18 protein-coding genes and 2 pseudogenes are annotated in these 22,075 nt (G+C 50.4%); 11 read left to right on the top strand and 9 right to left on the bottom strand.

The genetic code is table 11. The features are described from left to right. The first annotated feature begins 200 nt into the window (after positions 1 to 200). The 4 genes from xdhA to guaD are packed head-to-tail and all read left to right on the top strand — an operon-like array spanning position 201 to position 6,299. Positions 201 to 1,649 carry a xanthine dehydrogenase small subunit gene (xdhA, locus tag CAG65_RS21905; RefSeq protein ID WP_161454972.1) on the top strand — a complete coding sequence of 483 codons (1,449 nt, stop codon included), beginning with the start codon at positions 201 to 203 and terminating at the stop codon, positions 1,647 to 1,649. After that, the gene (xdhB, locus tag CAG65_RS21900; protein ID WP_161454971.1) at positions 1,642 to 4,032 is read left to right on the top strand and encodes a xanthine dehydrogenase molybdopterin binding subunit; all 2,391 of its coding nucleotides are present in this window, start codon (positions 1,642 to 1,644) and stop codon (positions 4,030 to 4,032) included. The genes xdhA and xdhB overlap by 8 nt, the downstream gene beginning before the upstream one ends. Positions 4,033 to 4,081: 49 nt before the next feature. Next, the gene (gene xdhC, locus CAG65_RS21895; RefSeq protein ID WP_161454970.1) at positions 4,082 to 4,933 is read left to right on the top strand and encodes a xanthine dehydrogenase accessory protein XdhC; all 852 of its coding nucleotides are present in this window, start codon (positions 4,082 to 4,084) and stop codon (positions 4,931 to 4,933) included. Positions 4,934 to 4,961: 28 nt separating this feature from the next. Continuing rightward, positions 4,962 to 6,299, top strand: a complete 1,338-nt coding sequence (guaD, locus tag CAG65_RS21890) for a guanine deaminase (protein WP_161454969.1) — start codon at positions 4,962 to 4,964, stop codon at positions 6,297 to 6,299. 591 nt (positions 6,300 to 6,890) lie between these two features. Here the strand turns inward: guaD and CAG65_RS22505 are convergent. The 6 genes and pseudogenes from CAG65_RS22505 to puuE form a co-directional block, all read right to left on the bottom strand. Next, positions 6,891 to 7,136: pseudogene (locus tag CAG65_RS22505) on the bottom strand (urate hydroxylase PuuD); the annotation flags it as partial. Positions 7,137 to 7,280: 144 nt separating this feature from the next. Beyond that, positions 7,281 to 8,174, bottom strand: a pseudogene (locus CAG65_RS21885) (urate hydroxylase PuuD); the annotation flags it as partial. Between the two features lie 15 nt (positions 8,175 to 8,189). Further along, complete coding sequence (locus CAG65_RS21880) at positions 8,190 to 8,753, bottom strand: ureidoglycolate lyase (protein ID WP_161454967.1); 564 nt, start codon at positions 8,751 to 8,753, stop codon at positions 8,190 to 8,192. Positions 8,754 to 8,773: 20 nt separating this feature from the next. Next, a complete protein-coding gene (gene alc / locus CAG65_RS21875) occupies positions 8,774 to 9,760 on the bottom strand; it encodes an allantoicase (protein WP_161449006.1) in 987 nt (328 codons plus the stop codon). Between the two features lie 147 nt (positions 9,761 to 9,907). Then, positions 9,908 to 10,423: a 2-oxo-4-hydroxy-4-carboxy-5-ureidoimidazoline decarboxylase gene (uraD, locus tag CAG65_RS21870; RefSeq protein WP_161454966.1), complete on the bottom strand. Its 516-nt coding sequence runs from the start codon at positions 10,421 to 10,423 to the stop codon at positions 9,908 to 9,910. 1 nt (position 10,424) lies between these two features. Beyond that, positions 10,425 to 11,348: an allantoinase PuuE gene (puuE, locus tag CAG65_RS21865; protein ID WP_161454965.1), complete on the bottom strand. Its 924-nt coding sequence runs from the start codon at positions 11,346 to 11,348 to the stop codon at positions 10,425 to 10,427. 349 nt (positions 11,349 to 11,697) lie between these two features. Here puuE and uraH point away from each other — a divergent pair, with 349 nt between their 5' ends. The 4 genes from uraH (at position 11,698) to CAG65_RS21845 (ending at position 16,582) form a co-directional block, all read left to right on the top strand. Beyond that, a complete protein-coding gene (uraH, locus tag CAG65_RS21860; RefSeq protein WP_040902503.1) occupies positions 11,698 to 12,048 on the top strand; it encodes a hydroxyisourate hydrolase in 351 nt (116 codons plus the stop codon). A gap of 102 nt (positions 12,049 to 12,150) precedes the next feature. Further along, a complete protein-coding gene (locus CAG65_RS21855; protein ID WP_021705120.1) occupies positions 12,151 to 13,494 on the top strand; it encodes an NCS2 family permease in 1,344 nt (447 codons plus the stop codon). Between the two features lie 166 nt (positions 13,495 to 13,660). Continuing rightward, a complete protein-coding gene (locus CAG65_RS21850; protein ID WP_161454964.1) occupies positions 13,661 to 15,070 on the top strand; it encodes a nucleobase:cation symporter-2 family protein in 1,410 nt (469 codons plus the stop codon). 150 nt (positions 15,071 to 15,220) lie between these two features. Further along, entirely contained in the window at positions 15,221 to 16,582 is a 1,362-nt protein-coding gene (locus tag CAG65_RS21845; protein WP_161449000.1) for an 8-oxoguanine deaminase, read from the top strand. Between the two features lie 79 nt (positions 16,583 to 16,661). Here the strand turns inward: CAG65_RS21845 and CAG65_RS21840 are convergent, their stop codons facing one another. Continuing rightward, on the bottom strand, positions 16,662 to 17,573 hold the full coding sequence (locus CAG65_RS21840; protein ID WP_161448998.1) for a LysR family transcriptional regulator: 912 nt from the start codon (positions 17,571 to 17,573) through the stop codon (positions 16,662 to 16,664). Between the two features lie 188 nt (positions 17,574 to 17,761). On the opposite strand from CAG65_RS21840, the gene CAG65_RS21835 reads away from it, so the two are divergent. Genes CAG65_RS21835 through CAG65_RS21825 form a run of 3 tightly spaced genes read left to right on the top strand, consistent with a single transcriptional unit; the run spans position 17,762 to position 20,222 of the window. Next, positions 17,762 to 17,974, top strand: coding sequence for a DUF1656 domain-containing protein (locus tag CAG65_RS21835; RefSeq protein ID WP_161454963.1), 213 nt, complete (start codon positions 17,762 to 17,764; stop codon positions 17,972 to 17,974). A gap of 10 nt (positions 17,975 to 17,984) precedes the next feature. Beyond that, on the top strand, positions 17,985 to 18,848 hold the full coding sequence (locus CAG65_RS21830) for an efflux RND transporter periplasmic adaptor subunit (RefSeq protein ID WP_161454962.1): 864 nt from the start codon (positions 17,985 to 17,987) through the stop codon (positions 18,846 to 18,848). 12 nt (positions 18,849 to 18,860) lie between these two features. Then, positions 18,861 to 20,222 (top strand): FUSC family protein, encoded by a 1,362-nt coding sequence (locus tag CAG65_RS21825; protein ID WP_161454961.1) that lies wholly within the window; start codon positions 18,861 to 18,863, stop codon positions 20,220 to 20,222. Between the two features lie 82 nt (positions 20,223 to 20,304). Here CAG65_RS21825 and CAG65_RS21820 read toward each other — a convergent pair whose 3' ends face one another. Next, positions 20,305 to 20,973, bottom strand: coding sequence for a hypothetical protein (locus tag CAG65_RS21820; protein ID WP_161454960.1), 669 nt, complete (start codon positions 20,971 to 20,973; stop codon positions 20,305 to 20,307). After that, positions 20,960 to 22,075 (bottom strand): hypothetical protein (locus CAG65_RS21815; protein WP_202599490.1); only part of this gene is annotated, 1,116 nt, incomplete at its 5' end. The genes CAG65_RS21815 and CAG65_RS21820, both read right to left, overlap by 14 nt.

The following is a 22,075-nucleotide window of genomic DNA, read 5'->3' as shown; positions in this document are numbered from 1 at the left end:
GTCAGCCTAAAGATCAAACATAATCCAATAATTACATATGGTTATAAAAACACAACCATCAGAACATCAAGTTAGAGCCGACTTTAATTGTTGCATTTTTGTAATTTTTTAGTTGACCACATGGTCAAATTATCCAATTATTGACCCAAAGGTCAGAAAATAATTACTGGAACTATAGTGTCAATGTACAAGGAGGTCTCTTGATTACTTTCCTTCTCAATCAAGAACTCAGACAAGAAAGCGAACTGTCCCCCAATATGACGGTACTTAATTACCTACGTAACCAGGTAAACAAAACGGGAACCAAAGAGGGATGTGGTTCGGGTGACTGCGGGGCGTGTACCGTCGTATTAGGGGAAGTCATTGACGGGCAACTGCATTATCGCTCCGTCAACTCTTGTCTGACGTTTGTTTCCGCACTTCACGGAAAGCAGCTGATCACAGTGGAAGATCTACAAAACAGTGATCGTTCATTACACCCTGTGCAGCAGGCGATGGTCGAGTTTCATGGCTCGCAATGTGGCTATTGTACGCCGGGCTTCATTATGTCCATGTTCGCGCTGAGTAAGAACAAGCCCGCCGCGACTAAAGCCGATGTGATGGAATCGCTGGCAGGCAACTTGTGCCGCTGCACTGGCTACCGTCCGATTGTCGATGCGGCTCTGTCGCTGGCATCCAACGAACCTTTGATGGATCAGTTTACTCATTTCGAGCAACAAATCATCGCCAAATTGGAAAGCATACAAGCACAACCCGCCAGTCTGAGCTTTGGAAAACTCACGGCTTACTCGCCTCGTTCGGTTGACGAACTGGCCCAGTTGTATGTGACCAATCCCAAAGCCAAACTGGTTGCCGGCGGCACCGACTTAGCGCTGGAAGTCACGCAATTTCATCGTGAAATCGAAACGCTGATCAGCGTCAACCTGGTCGACGATATGAAAGTGTGTGAACAGAGCGACACCAACCTGCATATTGGTGCGAATGTCGCGATCAGCGATGCATACCAATTGCTCACTCAACACTACCCAGACTTCGGTGAACTGCTGCATCGATTCGCCTCGCTTCAGGTGCGGAACCAAGGCACGCTGGGAGGGAACATTGCCAATGCCTCACCGATTGGTGACGCACCGCCGCTACTGATCGCACTGAATGCGCAAATCAAGCTTCGCCGCGGTCAACAGACCCGTATCATACCGCTGGAAGACTACTTCATCAGCTATAAAGTCACGGCCCAGCAGGAAAGCGAGTTTATCGAGCAAATCATCATTCCTAAGCCAGGCACCGATGAAACCTTCCGTGCTTACAAACTCTCGAAGCGGATCGACGATGACATCTCTGCGGTATGCGGTGCTTTCAATTTACACATCGAAGACAACAAAGTCGTGAACGCACGTATTGCTTTTGGTGGCATGGCCGCGACACCCAAACGTGCCAGTCACTGTGAGAACGCCTTGATCGGGCAAACGTGGAACGAAGACACGATTCAACAGGCGATGCAGGCGATCAATCTCGACTTTGAACCATTGAGCGACTTCCGTGCCAGCAAAAAGTACCGTTCGCTCACCGCAGCCAATATGCTGCGTCGCCTTTTCATCGAAGAGACTCAACGCAACCATCAGATCGAAACAAGGGTAACGTCTTATGTCTAACGCACACACAAATACAATGAGCCATGAAGAAATGGTCACCATTGTTAAACAGGATCTAAAAACCGGCGTTGGCAAAAGCGTTAAGCATGACAGCGCACCTAAACAGGTCACTGGTGAAGCAACCTATATTGATGACCGGTTGGAGTTCCCCAATCAACTGCATGTCTATGCCCGTCTCAGCACACAGGCACACGCCAAAATCACCAAGCTGGATGTCTCACCCTGCTATGAGTTTGAAGGTGTAGCCATTGCTATTACCAGTCAGGATGTGCCCGGACAACTTGATATCGGTGCGATTCTCCCCGGCGATCCTCTGTTGGCAGACGGCATTGTCGAATACTACGGACAGCCCGTTATCGCCGTCGCGGCCAATGATATGGACACTGCTCGCAAGGCCGCACAAGCGGCCATCATCGAGTATGACCCCCTACCCGCGATTCTGGATGTTAAAGAAGCGTTGGCTAAACAACACTTTGTTACACAGAGCCACCAGCAAAAACGTGGTGACTCGGTGCGAGCACTGGCGAATGCAAAACACGTCCTTGAAGGCGATCTCGAAATCGGCGGTCAAGAGCATTTTTACCTGGAAACTCAGGTCAGCAGCGTAATGCCAACTGAAGACGGCGGCATGATTGTGTACACCTCAACGCAGAATCCGACCGAAGTCCAAAAGCTGGTTGCTGAAGTTCTTGGCGTGCCGATGCACAAAGTGGTCATTGATATGCGCCGAATGGGGGGCGGTTTTGGCGGCAAAGAAACGCAGGCTGCCGCTCCTGCTTGTCTGGCAGCGGTGATCGCTCACCTGACCAAGCGCCCGACCAAAATGCGCCTTCCACGCATGGAAGACATGACAATGACGGGAAAACGCCATCCGTTTTATAACCAATATAAAGTCGGATTTGACGACAATGGCGTCATTCAGGGCGCAGACATCGTTGTGGCAGGAAACTGTGGTTATTCGCCCGATCTGTCGAGCTCCATTGTTGACCGCGCCATGTTTCACTCCGATAACGCTTACTACCTCGGTGATGCGACCGTCACTGGCCATCGTTGTAAAACCAACATCGCGTCCAATACCGCCTACCGTGGTTTTGGCGGCCCTCAGGGCATGATGACCATAGAGCACATCATGGACGAAATTGCCCGTTATCTGGGTAAGGACCCGCTGGAGGTTCGCAAAGCAAACTACTATGGTGGTGAAGGACGAAACGTCACGCATTACTACCAAACCGTTGAAGACAATTTCCTTCCCGAGATCACAGAGCAACTTGAACAAAGCAGCGATTATCACGCGCGCCGCAAGGCAATCGCCGAGTTCAACAAACACAGCCCCATCCTGAAAAAAGGATTAGCTATCACCCCGGTGAAGTTTGGTATCTCGTTTACCGCGACTTTCCTGAATCAGGCCGGCGCATTGATCCATATTTACACTGACGGCAGTATTCACCTGAATCACGGCGGTACTGAGATGGGTCAAGGTCTGAACATCAAAGTGGCACAAATTGTTGCAGAGGAGTTTCAGGTCGATGTCGAACGTATCCAGATCACCGCTACCAACACGGACAAAGTGCCGAACACATCACCCACTGCGGCCTCATCGGGCACCGACCTCAATGGTAAAGCAGCCCAGAACGCCGCACTGACGATAAAACAGCGTCTGATTGAATTTGCCGCGTCACATTTCAACGTGTCGCAGGAAGACGTCGTGTTTAAAAACGGCATGGTGGTGATCCGCGATGAGATACTGACGTTCGAAGCGTTTGTGCAACTGGCGTATTTTAATCAGGTGTCATTATCGAGTACTGGTTTCTATCGCACGCCAAAGATTTACTACGATCACGAGCAGGCCAGAGGTCGACCCTTCTACTACTTCGCGTATGGAGCCTCCTGCTCCGAAGTGATTGTGGACACCTTGACGGGCGAATACAAAATTCTCCGTGCGGATATCCTGCATGACGTCGGCGCCTCCCTCAACCCGGCGATCGATATCGGCCAGATTGAAGGAGGCTTCATCCAGGGTGTCGGCTGGCTGACCACAGAAGAACTGATTTGGAATGAGCAAGGCCGATTAATGACAAACGGTCCGGCCAGTTACAAGATCCCGGCGATCGCCGACATGCCGATTGAGTTCAACACTCAGTTGCTGGAAAACCGCGCGAATCCGGAAGACACGGTCTTTAACTCCAAAGCGGTCGGCGAACCGCCGTTTATGCTGGGAATGTCGGTCTGGAGCGCATTAAAAGATGCGATCGCCTCCGTGGCAGTCGACGGTGCTATACCTAAACTGAACACCCCGGCCACACCGGAGCGGGTATTGATGGCCATTCAACAGGTCACCCAGCCTCAGGCCGAGGCAACCGGCGCAAGTGCTCAAAAAGCATAACGCAAGCATGCCAGCTCGTTGAGAGCTGGCTGAATTCAAGGAGAGAGCTATGTTTAAGGACAATTGGATTCAAGAGCTGGCGCAACTGGAAAAGAACAGCGAGCCATGCGTCATGGTCACTGTGCTTGAAGATCGCGGTTCTGTACCCCGTGATGCCGGAACCAAAATGCTGGTGACACAGGATCGCGTGATCGCCACCATTGGCGGCGGACATCTGGAGCACCTCGCGACTCAGATGGCGCAAGACATGTTGCAGTCCGGCGAGCATGCGCTGCAAGTGGAGCGCTTCAATCTGGGCGCAAGACTCGGCCAATGCTGCGGTGGTATGGCAACACTCAGTTTCGAACCTATTGGTACCCAGCAGAAACACTTGGTTGTTTTTGGTGCCGGCCACGTAGCCAAAGCCCTTTTGCATATCGTCTCCACTCTTCCATTTCGCGTGACCTGGATTGATGAGCGGGAAGATGTCTTCCCGGATTCGCTCCCTCACGGCGTGCAGAAAGTGGTCAGCGATGATCCTGTCGGTGACGTTGCGGACCAACCCGCGAACAGTTATTACCTGGTGATGACGCATAACCACCAGCTCGATTTTGAACTGGCCAAAGCCATCATTAACCGAGCAGACAGCGCCTATTTCGGCATGATTGGCTCGGTCACCAAGCGCAAAAAATTTGATATGCGCCTGGCACAACGCGGCTACAGTGAAGCGCAAATTCACTCAATGATATGTCCGATAGGCATTAGTGCGGTAAATGGGAAACACCCGGCAGAAATCGCGGTATCGGTTGCGGGTGAACTGATCGCACATTATCAGGGTGTCACACTTGAACCAAAGCGCCCTGCCACACACAGTGAGCCAGAGTCGCAGCGCGATATCACCATGGAAGAGAAGATCGCTTAACTCGCAAGAGTTAAAAAGGAAGCAATCAATGACTACGCAAAGAAAAGCTTATCGCGCCAGCATACTGCACAGTATTGCCGACCCTAAAGATGTCGGGCTGGAACACTCTTATCAATATTTTGAAGACGGCCTGTTGGTGGTTGAGCATGGACACATCATTGATGTTGGCCCGGTAACCGAGGTACTCAAACGCCAACCTCGCGGGCTGCATGTTACCCAGTACAAAGACAAGCTTATTACTTCGGGATTTATCGATACCCATATACACTATCCGCAGACCGGAATGATCGCCTCTTATGGCGAACAACTTCTTGATTGGCTTGAGAATTACACGTTTCCGGAAGAGCGGCGATTTAAAAATCCAGTGTACGCACATAAAGTCGCCAAACTGTTTTTGGATGAACTGGCCAGTAACGGTACCACCACGGCTCTGGTGTTTGGCACCGTACATAAAGAGTCTGTGGATGTGTTCTTTCAGGAAGCGGAACGACGCAATGTCCGGATGATCGCTGGTAAAGTTCTGATGGACAGAAACGCACCGGATTACCTGAGAGACACACCGGAATCTGGCTACGCAGACTCCAAAGCGCTGATCGAGAAATGGCATAAGCGCGGTCGCTTGTTATATGCAGTGACGCCCCGCTTTGCGCCCACCAGTACACCGGAGCAACTAGCGACGGTCGGAAAGCTGCTCGAAGAGTACCCGGATGTTTACATGCACACCCACCTTTCTGAAAACAAAAAAGAAATCGAGTGGGTTTTGGAACTGTTTCCTGAACGCAACAGCTATCTGGATGTGTACGATCATTACGGTCTCTTGCACAAACGATCCGTCTTTGCCCATGGCATTCACTTATCCGACTGTGAGTGCCAACGTCTGGCTGACACAGAGTCCGCCATCGCCTTCTGTCCAACATCAAACCTGTTTCTCGGTTCAGGGCTGTTCCGATTGCCCAAAATGGAGCAACATGGTGTGCGTGTTGGTATGGGCACCGATGTGGGCGCTGGTACCAGTTTCTCTATCCTGCAAACCATGAGCGAAGCGTACAAAATCATGCAGTTGCAACAAGAGAAGTTGCACCCGCTTAAATCACTGTTCCTCGCCACACTAGGCGGCGCCCGCGCGCTGCATCTGGATGATCAGATAGGCAACCTCAATGTCGGGAAAGAAGCCGATTTTGTTGTTCTGGACTTGCACGCGACGCAGCTAATGCGTTTTCGAATGAATCAGGCAACAACATTGGAAGAAAAATTGTTCGTACTAATGAGCCTTGGCGACGATCGAACTGTTTGCGAAACTTACATCTACGGCGAAAAAGCCTACGACTCCCGAGGCGGCATCCGGGATAAAAAGATCGCTAGCTAAACAGCCACTCTTTACGCCACGCTTTCTCGCGTGGCGTTTTTCTTTATCACACCGAAACACTCTATCCGCTTTTTTCTGTTGACCAAAACAACCGGTAATACAGTCATCAACATGCCGGTGCGTGATACACCGTGAAGGCTTCATTTAGTATCCAAACCGCCAGCAGCGCCGGTTTCACCTCTAATATAACCGTACGGTACCGACGAATTGGTTTCTTTGCCTGGAGCGTTTGATAAGCGCAATAACAGACGTTGCAAACAAGAGCACGCCACCACGACTGAGATTGATGTTTTGTGGCGGCCTCCAATAAGGAAGAGGTTTGACATATCTCGAAAGGTCACCGGCGACGAGTAAAGCCTGACCATCAGTTTTGTAGCTGTATAAACAAGCGTTCAGGAGCCAACGGCCAGTTAAGGTACATTTCGTTGGTTATGCCTTAAACAAGACTTTCTACACTCGCTTATTGGCTTAATATAAAAAATCCCCGGACAGGGGCCGGGGCGCAGAAAGGTGTGCTAAATGACGAGAGATTGTTAAGTGCGCTGCCAAGCAGCGCAATCTGCCGCCTAAGCGGCAGATCCTGAGCCGACGCTACTGGATACTCGCGCCCTGCTCTACCCAATTCCCGATGAGGGCTCGTTCATCATCGGTCATTTGAGTCAGGTTACCCAACGGCATTACCTTAGTGGCAACCGCCTGAGCAATAATCCTTGGTGCATTATTTTTGATCTCTTCCGGGGTATCCAGAATGACACCTGCTGGCGCCGTTTTAAACGCAGCATGAGTCGGATTCGCAGAATGGCAGACTGAGCAGCGCTCCTGAATCACTTCATTGACCTTAGCAAAAGCGATCCCATGCTCGGTGACATCTGCGTCATGAGAAACCGGTTGAGCCTTGGTGCCTGCGGATGCTTGCGCCTCATCAGACACTTGACTGCTTTGTGTGGCCACTTTCGCAATCGGCGCTGATGATGACTGACTGGCATACGGTGACGTAATAAAAGCCAGTGTAATCATCCCTAATGCCGCCACCGGAATGGTCCACGCATACTTCTGACTGCCATGACGAGTGTTGAAGTAGTGACGCACCAGAATACTGAATACCGCCAGACCGGCCAGAATCGCCCAGTTGTATTCTGAACCGTAAGTACTCGGGAAATGGTTACTGATCATAATAAACAGTACCGGTAACGTCAGATAGTTATTGTGACGTGAACGCAACAAGCCTTTGGCCGGAAGCAGCGGATCGGGCTCGCGGTTTTCTTCAATCGCTTTCACCAAGCCGCGCTGAGCAGGCATGATAACGCGAAAGACATTACCGACCATGATGGTGCCGATGATCGCGCCGACGTGGATGTAGGCACCGCGACCACTGAATACCTGAGACAATCCATACGCTGAGCCAACCAAAAGCACAAACAGCACCAACCCCAGCAACGCCGGTGTTTTTCCAAGTGGTGAGTCACACAACAAATCGTATATAAACCAACCTGCAACCAATGCACCGACACCGATGGCAACGGCCGTGCTCGGCGTTAGCCCCGATCCTGGAGCGATCAGATAAATCTCTGCATTCAGGTAGTACACCACGAACAACAAAGCGATACCGGTGATCCAGGTGAAGTACGCTTCCCATTTAAACCAGTGCAGGTTTTCTGGCATTTGAGGTGGTGCCAGTTTGTATTTTTCCAGATGGTAAATTCCTCCACCATGGATAGCCCATAGGTCACCGGACAAACCGGTTTTAGGGTTAACCCGGTTGAGGTTATTCTCAAGCCAGACAAAGTAAAACGACGCACCAATCCAGGCGATGCCGACTATCATGTGAACCCAGCGAATCGCCAGATTCAACCACTCCGTGATATGTGGATCCATAATAAAACTCCTGTATTACAGCGAGACCACGTCTCGCTGTATCTCTTCCTTGTTGCTGTTGCCCGGAATGTCTTCCAGATGCAGTGACACCAAATCGGTGTCAAAGAATACTTCATCACAGTTATGCCCCTCACCAGCCCGATCAACAATCAGAAACTGATCCTGATCACTTAGCGCCAGAACCGGATGGTGCCAAACCCCTTTGTGGTAATTGACCCCTTGACGTCCGTTGCTAATGAACGCCCGGCAATGAGATAACTGCGGATGATCGCCTTTCGGCGCAACAACAATCAGATAAGGTCGCCCAAACAATGGAACGAACGCCTGAGAGCCTAAAGGATGGCGTTCCAGCATCCGTATCGTCAGCGGATACTCTAGCGGTGTGGCCTGAAAAATACTCAGGATGGCCTGACCACCCTGTTCTGCCACGTCCGCACTGGCAAGTTTGTGGTAACGGCGCGTTGAACCGTTATTGATCATGAAGTAATCACTGTTTTCGGTTTCAATCACATCCCCAAACTCAGCAAATGCATCTTTATTGAGAGGTTCTATTTTCAGACGGCGAATTCCATTGCTCATAGTGCTTCCCTTGCTGTGAATTAACCGGCTTTAGTGCCGAACAAACGTAGGCGGCTAACACCACCATCCGGGAAAATGTTCAGACGCACATGCGTCACAGGCCCGATATCGTTCACTTGCGACACAAACTCATGGATTTCATGTGCACTGAGTTTCTGCGCTGGTAACAATTCACGCCAGAACAAGCTTTGTGTCGCAACCTGATCGTCGGTACCACCTTTGACGTAGGCAGCCTGAATAGAACAGCTGTCCGGGTAGTTCCCTTTGAAGTGTGCGGTGTCGACAACCACTCGTTCGATATTCCCTGCATGACCTAAGGCCACGATCACCCAATCGTTACCAGGCGTGCGACGTCGTGCCGTTTCCCAGCCATCACCCATGTTTTCACCACGTCCCGGGCCAAGAATATTGGACGTTTTACCGTAATGTTCATCACTGCATGCCAGTGCACGACCACCATGCTCAACCGCAGCTAGATCGATCTGTTGCTGGGTATCGATCGCTTCCCAATCCACGCTTGGAGTCCCGTAAATACGCAGACGTGCTACACCACCATCTGGGTAAATATTGAGGCGCACATGGGTGTACACTTTACCGCTCTCGATGTTACGCAGGTGATGGCTGTCGCCAGCCAGACTAAGTGACGGCAGGATCTCTTCCCATTGTGTGGCATCATCCGGATCGCCTTGTGGTGAGTAACACGCATCCAGCGAGGCCGAAGGCGGAAAGTTACCAGTAAAGAAACTGGTATCGATATCTACGCCCGCAATCGTTCCGGCTAAACCTAAGCGTACAACACAGAAATCGTAGCCTTCTCCGCGTTTACGTCGGGTTTCCCAACCGTCCATCCACTTGCCATTGTCATCGAACACCGCTTCTTTCCATACTGGTGCTTCCCGACGTAACAGACGGCTTTTGTCTGCGAAAAAGTCGTCGGTAGCGTACAGCGCCTGAGCGCCCAGTTTGTCGTCTGCGAGGTTGATGTATTGTTCAAAATCTAAGGACATTTCCGTCATCCTTCCAATTAATCCAATTAATAATAAAAACGAGTTTGTACCTGCTTCACGTCTGCTCAGACAGGTACCCCACAGCAGTGAACCAATTCGCTCCTCTGCTGTTTATGACTGGCATGAGATAGCTGCCGACTCTGCGACTTACATATCCCAGAGGCGGAAAAAGGCGATCTTGTTGATCTCTTTCAGCGCCGTAGCAAACTCAGTTTCACTATCATTGCCTAATCGCATCTCGAACGATTCAAGAATTTGGTAACGATTGGCCCCTTTTACTGCCATGATAAAAGGGAAGTTGAAGCGATCCTTGTAGCTGTTGTTGTAATAAGTAAATTTTTCAAATTCCTCGGGTGAACACTGATCAATGCCCGCTCCCGCCTGCTCTGCGGTGGAAGCGGCCGTCAGTTCACCGTTGACCGCGGCGCGGCCGGCTAAATCCGGGTGAGCATTAATGAGAGCCAGTTGTTGTTCGGGTTGTGCCGTCAACAAGGTGGAGGCCATTTTCAGATGAAGATTCTCGATGTCATTGTCTTCTTGCGACAAGCCCTGGTCATAGACTTTTTCGGCCACCCACGGGCTGTGCTCGTACACATCACCGAAGTGAGACACAAACTCCTCGCGCGCCATTTGGGTCGGTTTGCAAAAACGAAATTGTGTCATGTTACTGCTCCTGATTCAGTTGATAAGGGTGATGTTCATGCCAGTGGCGTGCAATATCGATGCGTCGACACAGCCATACGTTGTCGTGCTGCTTGACGTAATCCAGGAAGCGGCGCAGTGATGCAATACGACCCGGACGACCAATCAGACGACAATGCAAACCAACTGACATCATCTTCGGCGCTGTCTCGCCTTCAGCGTATAAAGTGTCGAACGTGTCTTTGAGATATTGGAAAAACTGTTCGCCGGAATTGAAGCCCTGAACGGTCGCAAAGCGCATGTCGTTGACGTCCAGCGTATACGGGATCACCAATTGAGGGCGCCCAGCTTCGGTATGCCAGTATGGCAAGTCGTCGTCATAAGCATCAGAGTCATAGAGAAAGCCCCCTTCTTCCGCGACCAAACGTCGCGTATTCGGTCCGGTTCGTCCGGTGTACCATCCCAGCGGGCGTGACCCGGTAACGGATTGAATAATTTCAATCGCTTTCATCATATGGTCACGTTCTTGAGATTCATCGGTGTATTGATAGTCAATCCATCGATAGCCATGACTGCAAATCTCATGTCCGGCTTCCACCATGGCTTTTGCCACAGCAGGGTGACGCTCAAACGCCATGGCAACCGCAAACACAGTCAATGGAATGTTGTACTCATCAAATAACTTTAATACCCGCCACACACCGGCACGACTGCCATATTCATAAATCGATTCCATGCTGATGTGTCGCTCCCCTTTCAGGGGTTGTGCGGAGGGAATTTCGGACAGAAACGCTTCTGACTCATTGTCTCCGTGAAGAACACAGCGCTCTCCACCTTCCTCGTAATTCAGGACAAACGAAACGGCAACTCGGGCATCCCCAGGCCATTTAGGATGTGGAGGATTTGGCCCGTAGCCAATGAGGTTTCTTGAATAGTCCTTATCCATTCAGGCTCTCCTTAATATGGGGCGAAACCGTATCGCCCAACCAAACCTTACCAAAACATTGTATACAATGATTTATCTTAATGTAAAGATTTTGTTGTTAAAGTTAATTTCTCCAACAACATCCTTTTATATCAAATAATTAGGGACAAACCATGATAAAATACTGCTTTGACACAGTTCACAAAGTCATCATACAAGCAAAAATACGCGTAACATTTACATAACAAACGACTTTACTAACCGAGTATTTTGTGTACATATATAGTTATCAGCAAGAGAAAAGTACCACCTCTTGTATACAAAGTTTTTCAATCAAAGCTAAGGAGAGCGCCACGCGCTGACGTAAATTATGGGAAAACTAACCACACATGTTTTGGATACAATGCATGGTACTCCGGGGGCGGAAATCAAAGTAGAACTGCATCAAGTAGACGGTAGTTCACTGGTATACATCAAAGATGTCACCACCAACTTCGATGGCCGGACAGACAGTCCAATGCTGGAGGGCAATGAGTTCGTCGCCGGAAAATATCAGCTCACCTTCTATGTCGCTGACTACTATCGCGCTAAAGGTGTGGATATCGGTGACATTGCTTTTTTAGATGACGTGGTGATCCGTTTTGGCATCAGTGAAGACAGTCACTACCACGTCCCGCTACTCGTCTCGCCTTACAGCTTTTCCACTTATCGTGGCAGCTGATTTCAATAACAACTAATAGCGTCAGGGACTAGATATCACTGGGAGAATTGAAGTCAGGTTGTATTCAATTTAAAGGAAATACATTTAAAAGGACTTGCTGACATGAATGAAAGCAAAGCGGATGTGCTGAGCGAGGGCCAGCCAGAGGGCTTTCTTGAGCGTTTTTTTAAGCTAAAGGCGCATGGGACCAGCGTAAAAAACGAGTTAGTCGGTGGTGCAACCACATTTGCCACCATGGCCTACATTATCTTCGTCAATCCACAAATTATGGCTGCGTCCGGGATGGATGCCGGCGCGGTGTTTGTCGCAACCTGTATTGGTGCTGCCATTGGCTGTTTGCTTATGGGTTTGTTTGCCAACTGGCCTGTCGGCTTAGCGCCGGGCATGGGGTTGAACGCCTTTTTCTCTTTCACTGTGGTCAGTGAAATGGGTTACAGCTGGGAAGTCGCACTGGGCGCCGTGTTTATCTCCGGGGTGCTGTTTGTCGGCATGAGCTTTTACAAAGTGCGTCAGTGGATCATTGAGAGCATTCCAGAAAGCTTGCGCTATGCAATGACAGCCGGGGTGGGCTTATTTCTTGGTCTCATCGGCCTTAAAACCGCAGGGATCGTCGTTGATAACCCGGCCACACTGGTGTCATTGGGTGACTTCACGAAACCAGAAGCTTTGTTAGCCGCGATTGCGTTTCTGATCACTGCCATCTTAAGTGAGCGCCGTGTGTTTGGTGCCGTACTAATTGGGATTCTCAGCGTGACGTTAATTGGCATGATGCTCGGGCTGGTTCACTACAACGGCTTTTTCTCTGCGCCGCCAAGCCTTGCTCCTACGTTTCTGGCGATGGACATCGCGGGTGCGATGAACGTATCAATGATCAGCGTGATCCTGGCGTTCTTGTTCGTCAATATGTTCGATACCGCGGGTACCTTAATGGGCGTGGCCGAACGAGCCAATCTGGTCAACAAGGAAACCGGTAAAATTGAAGGTCTGAGCAAAGCGCTCAAAGCAGACAGTATTTCCAGTGTTGCTGGCGCGTGTGTTGGCTGCCCTCCGGTCACAAGTTATGTGGAAAGTGCCGCCGGCGTTTCTGCAGGCGCGCGTACCGGTTTGTCTGCGATTGTCGTCGCGCTCTTATTTGTTGCTGCGATCTTCCTTTCTCCGATTGCCGGAATGATTCCAGCCTATGCCACGTCAGGCGCTCTGATTTATGTCGCCTTTGTCATGATGAGCAGTATGCAGAATGTCGACTGGAAAGACTTCACCAATGCCGCCCCAGCGGCGATCACTGCCCTGATGATGCCGCTGACCTTCTCTATCGCGAACGGTATTGCGCTCGGTTTTATCACCTACACGGTTTTGAAAGTGTCGACTGGTAAAACCAAAGACGTTTCAATTTCGATGTACGCACTGACGGTGATCTTCATCGCCAAACTGGTCTACATCGGTTAATTACAATCAAAAAATAATTCACACGTTCACCAGCCCGGAGTCTTACTCTCTGGCTGGTTTCGTGTACCCAAATTTCATGTACTACGCAGTTTGTAGTTCATAGATTGCCGACTCAACGAGAGAACAACAGAGAACCCAAACAGACTCACTCTCTGAGGAACAACATATGAAACTTCTGTATACGCTCAATCAACGTCCGCCACGCAGCATTACTCTGCTATTGGCACTCCAGCACATGTTGGCTTCCATCGGCGGCATCGTTGCCGTCCCTTTGATCGTCGGGGCGTCCATCGGCCTTCCGAATCAGGAAATCGTTTCTTTAATCAACGCAGCCTTGTTGGCTTCTGGTGTCGTCACCATCGCACAATGCATCGGCTTCGGACCTGTGGGCATAAGACTGCCTGTTGTCATGGGCTCAAGCTTCGCTTTTCTCGGTGTTGGTATCACCATAGGCAAAGAAGGTGGCGTCGGCAGCATCATGGGCGCGGCGCTGATCGGTTCATTCGTGGTCATTTTTGCCAGCTTTTACATGGATCGGGTGCGCAAACTGTTCCCTACCCTGGTCAGCGGTGTGGTAGTCACATTGATCGGCTTGACCATTCTGCCAGTGGCAATGAACTGGGTTGGTGACGCACCCGCGGCCAGTGATAAGTTCGCCACACTGCCGAAACTGTTCCTGGCGATTGTGTCTCTTGGAATTGTTGTTGCGGTTTCCGTGTACTGCCGCGGGGCGGTGGCGGCCTCTGCGATCGTGATTGGCCTGGCTGGCGGTTACCTCGTCGCTTTATCGCTGGGCATGGTCAATCTGGAACAAATCAGCACCGCTGCCTGGATCGGCGGACCGGAACCCCTGAAATACGGCCTGAGCTTTTCCACCAGCGCGATCATCAGTATGAGTCTGGTCTACATCGTCGTTATCGCGGAAGCGACCGGAGACTTCATGGCGCTGGCGAATAACTGTCACACCAAAGTAAGCGGCAAAGATCTACAACGCGGGCTGCTTGGCGATGGCCTTGGTAGCACGCTTGCGTCTTTGCTCACCGCCATGCCGCTGGCATCATTCAGCCAGAATGTCGGAATTGTAGGCATCACCGGCGTCGCCAGCCGCTACGTCGTTGCCGCCACCGGTGGCTTGTTGATCCTCGGAGGCCTGTTTCCGAAACTGGCCGCCATTGCGGTCACCATTCCCAAGCCCGTGCTCGGCGGTGTGGGTTTTGTGATGTTCGGGATGATTGCTTATGCCGGTATACGTATGCTGATCAAAGCCGCCGATACCAAACGCAACGCTCTGGTGGTGTGTGTCGGCCTGGCGTCCGGTTTGGCGGTGACCTTTGAACCGCGTCTCTTGCAGCATCTGCCTCATGATCTGGCCAACTTCCTCCACTCCGGGATTACGACTGGCACAATCGTGACTGTATTGCTGCATCAGTTACTACCAAAATCGACTCGCAAAGAAGAGCGTGAAGCGTTGAAAGAGAGCCGCGCTCAGGTTCAGGAAGCCATTGCTCGCAAGTCACAGGCAGCCGAAGTATCGGATGCACAGAACGCAAATACGCTGAAACCACAACAAGATTAGTTGCTCATAGCAACTACGGAGCCATCGGGCCTTCTGGCCCGTTGGCAAAACTCACTGACTATTCACTCCCGACACTGGTTCATTATCGCCAGTCTAAGGAGCAAAGACCGTCTCCCCTGCAATGGTTGATACGGCTAAGGATATTTATGAATGGAAACCATTTGGATTAAGAATCCACTCGCCATCTACACGGGCAACTCTCAGGATGCGCGTGGTGGCTTGGTAATACGAGGCAATCAGATCATCGAATTGATTGCCAAACATCAATCTCCCTCTCATACCATTGATTACACTGTCGATGCATCGCATCATGTGATCACACCCGGTCTGATTAATGCCCACCATCACTTCTATCAGACACTTACCCGCGCCTATCCGGACGCACTCAATAAAGAGCTGTTCCACTGGCTAAAAAGCCTGTATCCCGTCTGGGCTAATCTGGACGAGGAAATGATGAGCGTCGCCACCGAACTGGCACTGGTTGAACTGATGCTGTCTGGCTGCACCACCGCGTCTGATCACCACTACTTATTGCCCGGCGGTTTGGAACACGCTATCGACTTACAAGTCGAAGTGGCTCAAAAGTTGGGAGTGCGCGCTATTTTTACCCGTGGCTCCATGAGCCTGGGGGAAGACGATGGTGGTTTACCGCCTCGTCACACCATTCAGACCGAACAAGCGATTGTCGATGACAGCTACCGTCTGATTCGCCAATACCACCAACATCATGACGGTGCGATGACCCAGATTGCACTGGCGCCCTGCTCACCGTTTTCTGTTACCACGGATTTGATGAAAGAAACCGCATACATCGCCTCTCAGGAAGGGGTTATGATGCACACCCATCTGTGTGAAACACTGGATGAAGAAGATTTCTGTATCGAGCGTTTTGGCATGCGCCCCGTCGATTATCTGGAAGATGTCGGGTGGCTAAATCAGCGCACCTGGCTGGCGCACGGTATCCATTTCAGCGCTGAAGAAATTCGCCGCTTAGGCAAGGCCGGGGTTGGTGTCAGCCACTGTCCTACATCCAATATGATGCTGGCATCCGGCATCTGTAAGAACAATGAGCTGGAAGCCGCCGGAGTGAAAGTCGGCCTTGGTGTCGATGGGTCTGCGTCCAACGATGGTTCCAATATGATTGCGGAAGTACGCATGGCCATGTATCTGCAGCGGCTGCAATACGGTTCGGCGAATGTGTCTCATCTTGATGCGCTGCGTTGGGCGACCAAAGGCTCAGCGCAGGCAATGGGCAGAAGCGATATCGGTGAATTAGCGATCGGTCTGCAAGCCGACCTGGCAATGTTCAAGCTTGATGACATTCGCTTTTCCGGCAGCCATGATCCTCTTGCCGCGCTGCTGCTGTGTGGTGCTCAGCAAGCTGACCGGGTGATGATCGCCGGTCACTGGCGCGTGCTCAATGGTGAAGTGATCGGCGTTGATCTCAACCAGTTAATGCGACGCCACCGGGCGGCTGCCCAACGTCTGGCAGAAAAAGCCCTGCAATCCTGATTCAGATAAACGAAAGCCGCGCAAGCGGCTTTTACTGCCTTATCAACCGTCACCGCACCCAATCGGTGTCTCTGTCAGACTACGCATTCAAATCTGTCAGCAGTTTTTGACGATACTCTTCCACCACCTTAATGATCGACGGCTTCACTTCGCTGATCTGCTTGGATGGCGGGCACCAAAGCCCCACCGCCAATTTGTACCCCTCTAACATGGCCGATGTATTCACTGGCTGGATAGCGTGATCCGAGAATTCCGAATGAGCGAACGTTTTCGGCAGAATAGACCACCCTAACCCGGCTTCGACCATTTTGATGATCAAGGCGAGTTGGTCCACTTCTTCGTAGTTGGAACTGACAATGATTTTTTCGCTCATGCCCTCTTGCAGCAGAGAGCGCAGTACAAATTGTTTGGAATTTCTCAGCGCCATCAATACCTCATCAGGCGCCAGAGCCGCCAAATCCCCGTTTTTCTGCACGAAGGGGAGAAACTCGAAATGCCCCAAAAACGTGGAGTCTAAACTGTGCATGGCCTGACTATCGTGTACGTTCACCAGCCCGAAATGATACTCACCACTTTGCAGGCCCTGTTTTATCTCACTTTTATTACGGACCAGAAAGTTCACCCGCATCATCGGAAAGTCAACCGCCAACTGCATTCGAATCAACACCAGAAAGTTATGCGGAATGACGCTGGAGTATGCAATGTTGATATTTTCCAGCCCGCCATACGCCAGACTTAATGCAACTTTGTCAAAAGTACGCGCCTGTTCGATGGTCTGCTTGGCATAATGATACAGCAAATGCGCATCCTCGGTGGGTTCGACAGAGCGCCCCACTCGCTCGAACAAACGGACCGCCAGCAAATCTTCGAGGTTTGTGATCACCTGGCCAATCGTTGTTCGGTGCTTACTTAATTTTGCCGCTGCCTTACTAAAAGAGCGCACATCATACACTGTGACAAACGCGAGCAATTGTTCAAAACTAAACTGCATTTTTCTTACTCCATCTTTCTCACATCCAAACCAAGTCAAAACGCATATTCTTGGGTTAAAAAGCGATCAAAACCCTCTCTAATGGTCAATATAACATCACCATGTAGGATTAGATCCTACATATGCGATTATCATATCAAGGATAAATGGCTTTATCTTTCTATTCATCAAACCAATAGAGAAAAACCATGAACTCAATGCCACATGAACTCGTCTGGGGAGAAGTCTACTTTCCCCCCTTATTGCTGGTTGTCGCATTAGCGTATCTTCTGACCATTTTGGTCGGTACCGCCGCCGCGAAGCTTGGGTTGTACAAATACATCGCTTTTCCCGCTCTGGCAGAGCTGAGCTTAATCGTCATTTTTATTGGTGTTATTGGCCAATTCATTACCATTTTTTGAGGCAGTTACTGTGATTAAACGTTATCTCTTCACTCTGATACTGATGTGCACCGCAGGTGTCGTAGGCTACAAGCTGTACCAAACGTACTCCAGCCACCCTTGGACACGCGATGGTCAGGTCAGTGCTTATATCGTTTCCGTGACTCCTCGAGTAACCGGGCAAGTCACACAGGTCTATGCCCAGGACAACTCACAAGTAAAAAAAGGCGACCTGCTGTTTGAAATTGATGCCAGCCTCTATAAAGCGGCCTATCACAAAGCACTAGCCAGTGAAAAACAGGCGTTAGCGCTACTGGCAAAAGCAAAAAATGAAGCACAGCGTGCACGGAAACTGGAGAAACGTACTCCAGGTGCAGTGCCAGTGCTGACGTTGAACAACCTGAACAACGCCGTAGAAACCGCCGCGGCCAATGTGGAGTTAGCCAAAGCGAACGTCGAAGAAGCGCGCCTGAACTTAGATTTCACGCAAGTGCATGCGCCAACAGATGGCTACATTACCAATTTCAACCTGCGTGTCGGCTCACAAGTAGTGGCCAATACTCCGGTGGTTGCTCTGATCGATGAAAACAGTTTCTGGATTGAAGGTTACTTCAAAGAGACCGATCTAGTTGGCGTGGATCCGCAAGACAGCGCGTACGTGACGCTGATGACGCACGACGACATCGTGCTGGAAGGCAAAGTGAAAAGTATTGGTTACGGCATTGCAAAGCAAGATGGCAGCACTGGCAACGATCTGCTCCCGAACGTCAACCCAAACTTCCAGTGGATTCGCCTGGCCCAGCGTATACCGGTTAAAATTCAGCTTGAGCAAGTACCTGACACCTTGCAACTTCGAGTTGGCATGACCGCATCCGTTAAAATCATCAAACACTAAGTGGAGATGGCCATGTTGAGTGCCTCAACCAAAGAAGCGATCAAAGCCGCGCTCGCCATCGTGCTATCCATCAGCCTGGCGTTATGGTTTCAATGGGAAAAACCTTACTGGGCAGCGATTGCGGTCGCCGTGATGGCATTAAACGAAAGCTTTGCACACTCAATAAGCAAAGGGCATAACCGACTGGCAGGCACGGTACTGGGGACCGGTTACGCTTTCTTCCTGATTGCGCTGTTTTCACAGAACCAGTTCTTGTTTCTGACCTTCTTCACGCTGTTTCTCGCGCTATGCCTGTTTATGTCCAGCGACGAAAAATACGGTTATATCTTTTCCATCGGTTTTGCGGTGTGCTCAATCGTTGCCTGTATGGGCGGGTTCGATAACCAGGCAACATTCCACTTTGCGGTGCTGCGCTTACAAGAAACTCTGCTGGGCGTCGCAACGTTTTCGCTGGTGTATCGGTTGATGTGGCCTGTGAATACAGAGCAGCATTTCTTTCAACGTTTCGAAACCAGTCGGCAAACGTTACTCGATGCGATCAACAGTCGCCACCAAATAGACATTCAGGCACTGGAAGCCAACGCCGATAACATCAGTAAGCTGTCTCAACTGATTCGTTTGCCTAAAACCGGGGCTTATCGGCTAAAACAGCATCAACGCAGTTGGAAAACACGTATTGATGAAATGGCACAACTTCAGGCACGCCTAAGCGATATAGCACACCAAGAAGAGCATAATAACGACGATCACAGGATCGACTGGACCACGCTAGCCAAGCAGATAGAAAGCTTCGACATTACTGCGCCTCAAACCTCGCTGGTGGGCCACTTTCTGGCCGAAGCGAACAGCCAACGCACTTTGTGCTGGCATCAAGAGCACCGAAGCTTTGTACAACATCTCAACGAAGACGGACGCAAAGTGTTGCAGGGCGTCGCCATGTTCGTCGTGTCGTTACTGATCTGGATTTATTTACCGGTGCCCGGTGGGTTTATTTTTCCAATGATTGCCGGTGTGTTTGCGTCTATTGTACCGACATTGCCGCCTAGCGTGATAAAAGACGCCTTTTTCGGCGTGATAGGCACAGGATCGGTGATCTTGTTGCAATACATTTTTATCATGCCGTTGATGACCGAGCTGTGGCAGTTGGCTTTGTTTTATTTCGTTAACGTAGTGGTTATCTGGACGGTGTTTTCTACCCCAAAACTGATGATCCACCGGATTCTCGGCGTTAACCTGCTGGTGGTGCTGACGTCTGGTGCCCTTAATCTCACGCCCGTATACCGAATAGAAACACCACTACTGATGCTGACTAATATTTTAATTATTTTGATGGTCTCTAAGTTATTCACTGATCTCTTTCGCCAGTCTGCGTAAACCCACACCCGAGCAGCAAACACAAGACTGATTATCCAAGTAACGATAAACAAAACCCTCAGGCTAGCCTGAGGGTTTTATTTCAAAACTGATGCGTTAACGTCAGTTTTAGCATGCCTTCAGTGGTGTGGTATTCAAATCCTTCATACACAGCACCAAATTCAACGTACGCATTCCAACGCTCGGTCACAGTAAACTGTTGTTCGATTGAGATTCCCATTTCCCGGATACCAGACTGTCTCTTACGTATGTGCTGGTCTTTGTCGTACACACTCTCAGACTTATAACGCAGCCAGGTATTCAGTGAGGTGTCCGGCAGCATCGGGACACTGTTATCGATAAACCATTCCGGATCCTGCGTTTCACTCACGTCATACAATATTCCGGTACTCAAGTATCCGTCATCATTGAGGGTGACACCAAGTCGCCATACCACCCCGGCAGATAATGTCTCGTTGCGCTGATGGCGACCTCCGCTGATAACATGTTGCTCGGCAAACATCGGGCTAACAGCGACACTGGTAAAAAGCGGAGACCAGAGCGGAAAAGCCACACCAAATTCCGTTGCCTGGGCATACAACAAACCGTAGTCGGTCACCTTCTCAATATCGAAATAAGGCAGCCATTCTGTTTCGCCGCCTTGCCACTGGTAGGTGATCCCGATTTCCAGCGGTTCAGACGCACTGTGAGCCTGAAAACTCCCCAGACTCACCGCCAACCAGATTGCTGCACTAAGGTTATGCCGCTTCATGTTCCGGTGCCGTCGTAACGGCGGGCTTTTTAGCGGCGTATACCGCTTTCCAACTGTTGTCCTGATGTAACCCCATCAGATGACAGATAATGCCGGAACGTTTAAAGCCGTAAATCATCAGAATCGACAGAGAGCTCAACGTGAAGATCACAAAGAAGTTGTTCACTAGTGTCATCCCAAGCTTCGCAGTGATCAAAGTCATCAACGGCCCCCATAAGAAAATGAAGATCGACTTATGGAAGATAAACACCGTCAGCGAGAACATACCAATCCAGTTCAGTGGCTTCCAACTGACATCAATGCCTTTTGAGTGCAGCCACAACAGAGTGGAGATCACCAGGAACTCGGTTCCCCAGATACCCATACGCCCAAAAGTATTCTCAGCCAGGGAGTGCTCTTCGGCATAAACGTCCGCCAGAGAAATCGTTCCAATACTGTCAAACGTGAAGAAAATCGCCAGAGCCAGTACCGACAGCAGCATTACCCCCTGATTCAGCATGTCACGCATGTGTGGTTTGTGGTGCCAAACCCAGCCATACATAAAGCCAAGACAACCACTCGCCATGAACAAGTCCAGTCTGGCGTCCAATTCATAGTCAGGGTGAACGTAATGACGAACCATTGCTTCAAATGAGCTTAATGCGTCCGGAATACCCAATTGAGCCACAAAGAAGCTCAATACCGTCACCACCATCATGCCGCGAATACCGAACAGCCCGTACACCAGTGAGAACAGCGCAAGCAGCACCATCCACAGCATCACAGGGTAGAATGAAATCGCTTCACCAAAGTTTGGCGCAATCACAAATCCTTCGACATACAGTACACCGATGATCGATGCAAAAAGGAGTAGCTTTTGTGCCAGTTTCGCCCGAACCTGTTCCTGAGTCTTCATCGCCAGGTTGAAGGCGGCAAGCGCCAGATAGATTTGGCTGACCCAGGGTACAAGCCACAGACACATATTGGCGGTAATGCTATCCATCGGAAGCAGCTTTCCGATCATCGGTAGGTGGGAGGTATATACCGTATCCCAGCTTTCATATTCGCGGATAAAAAAGTCCTTATACCAGTAGTTCAGATAGCCGGTGTAGTGTTCAAACAC

Source organism: Vibrio sp. V39_P1S14PM300, assembly GCF_009904765.1.
GTDB lineage: Bacteria > Pseudomonadota > Gammaproteobacteria > Enterobacterales > Vibrionaceae > Vibrio > Vibrio proteolyticus.
Note: the sequence above shows the minus strand (reverse complement) of the source record. Positions and strands in the feature narration are given on the sequence as shown.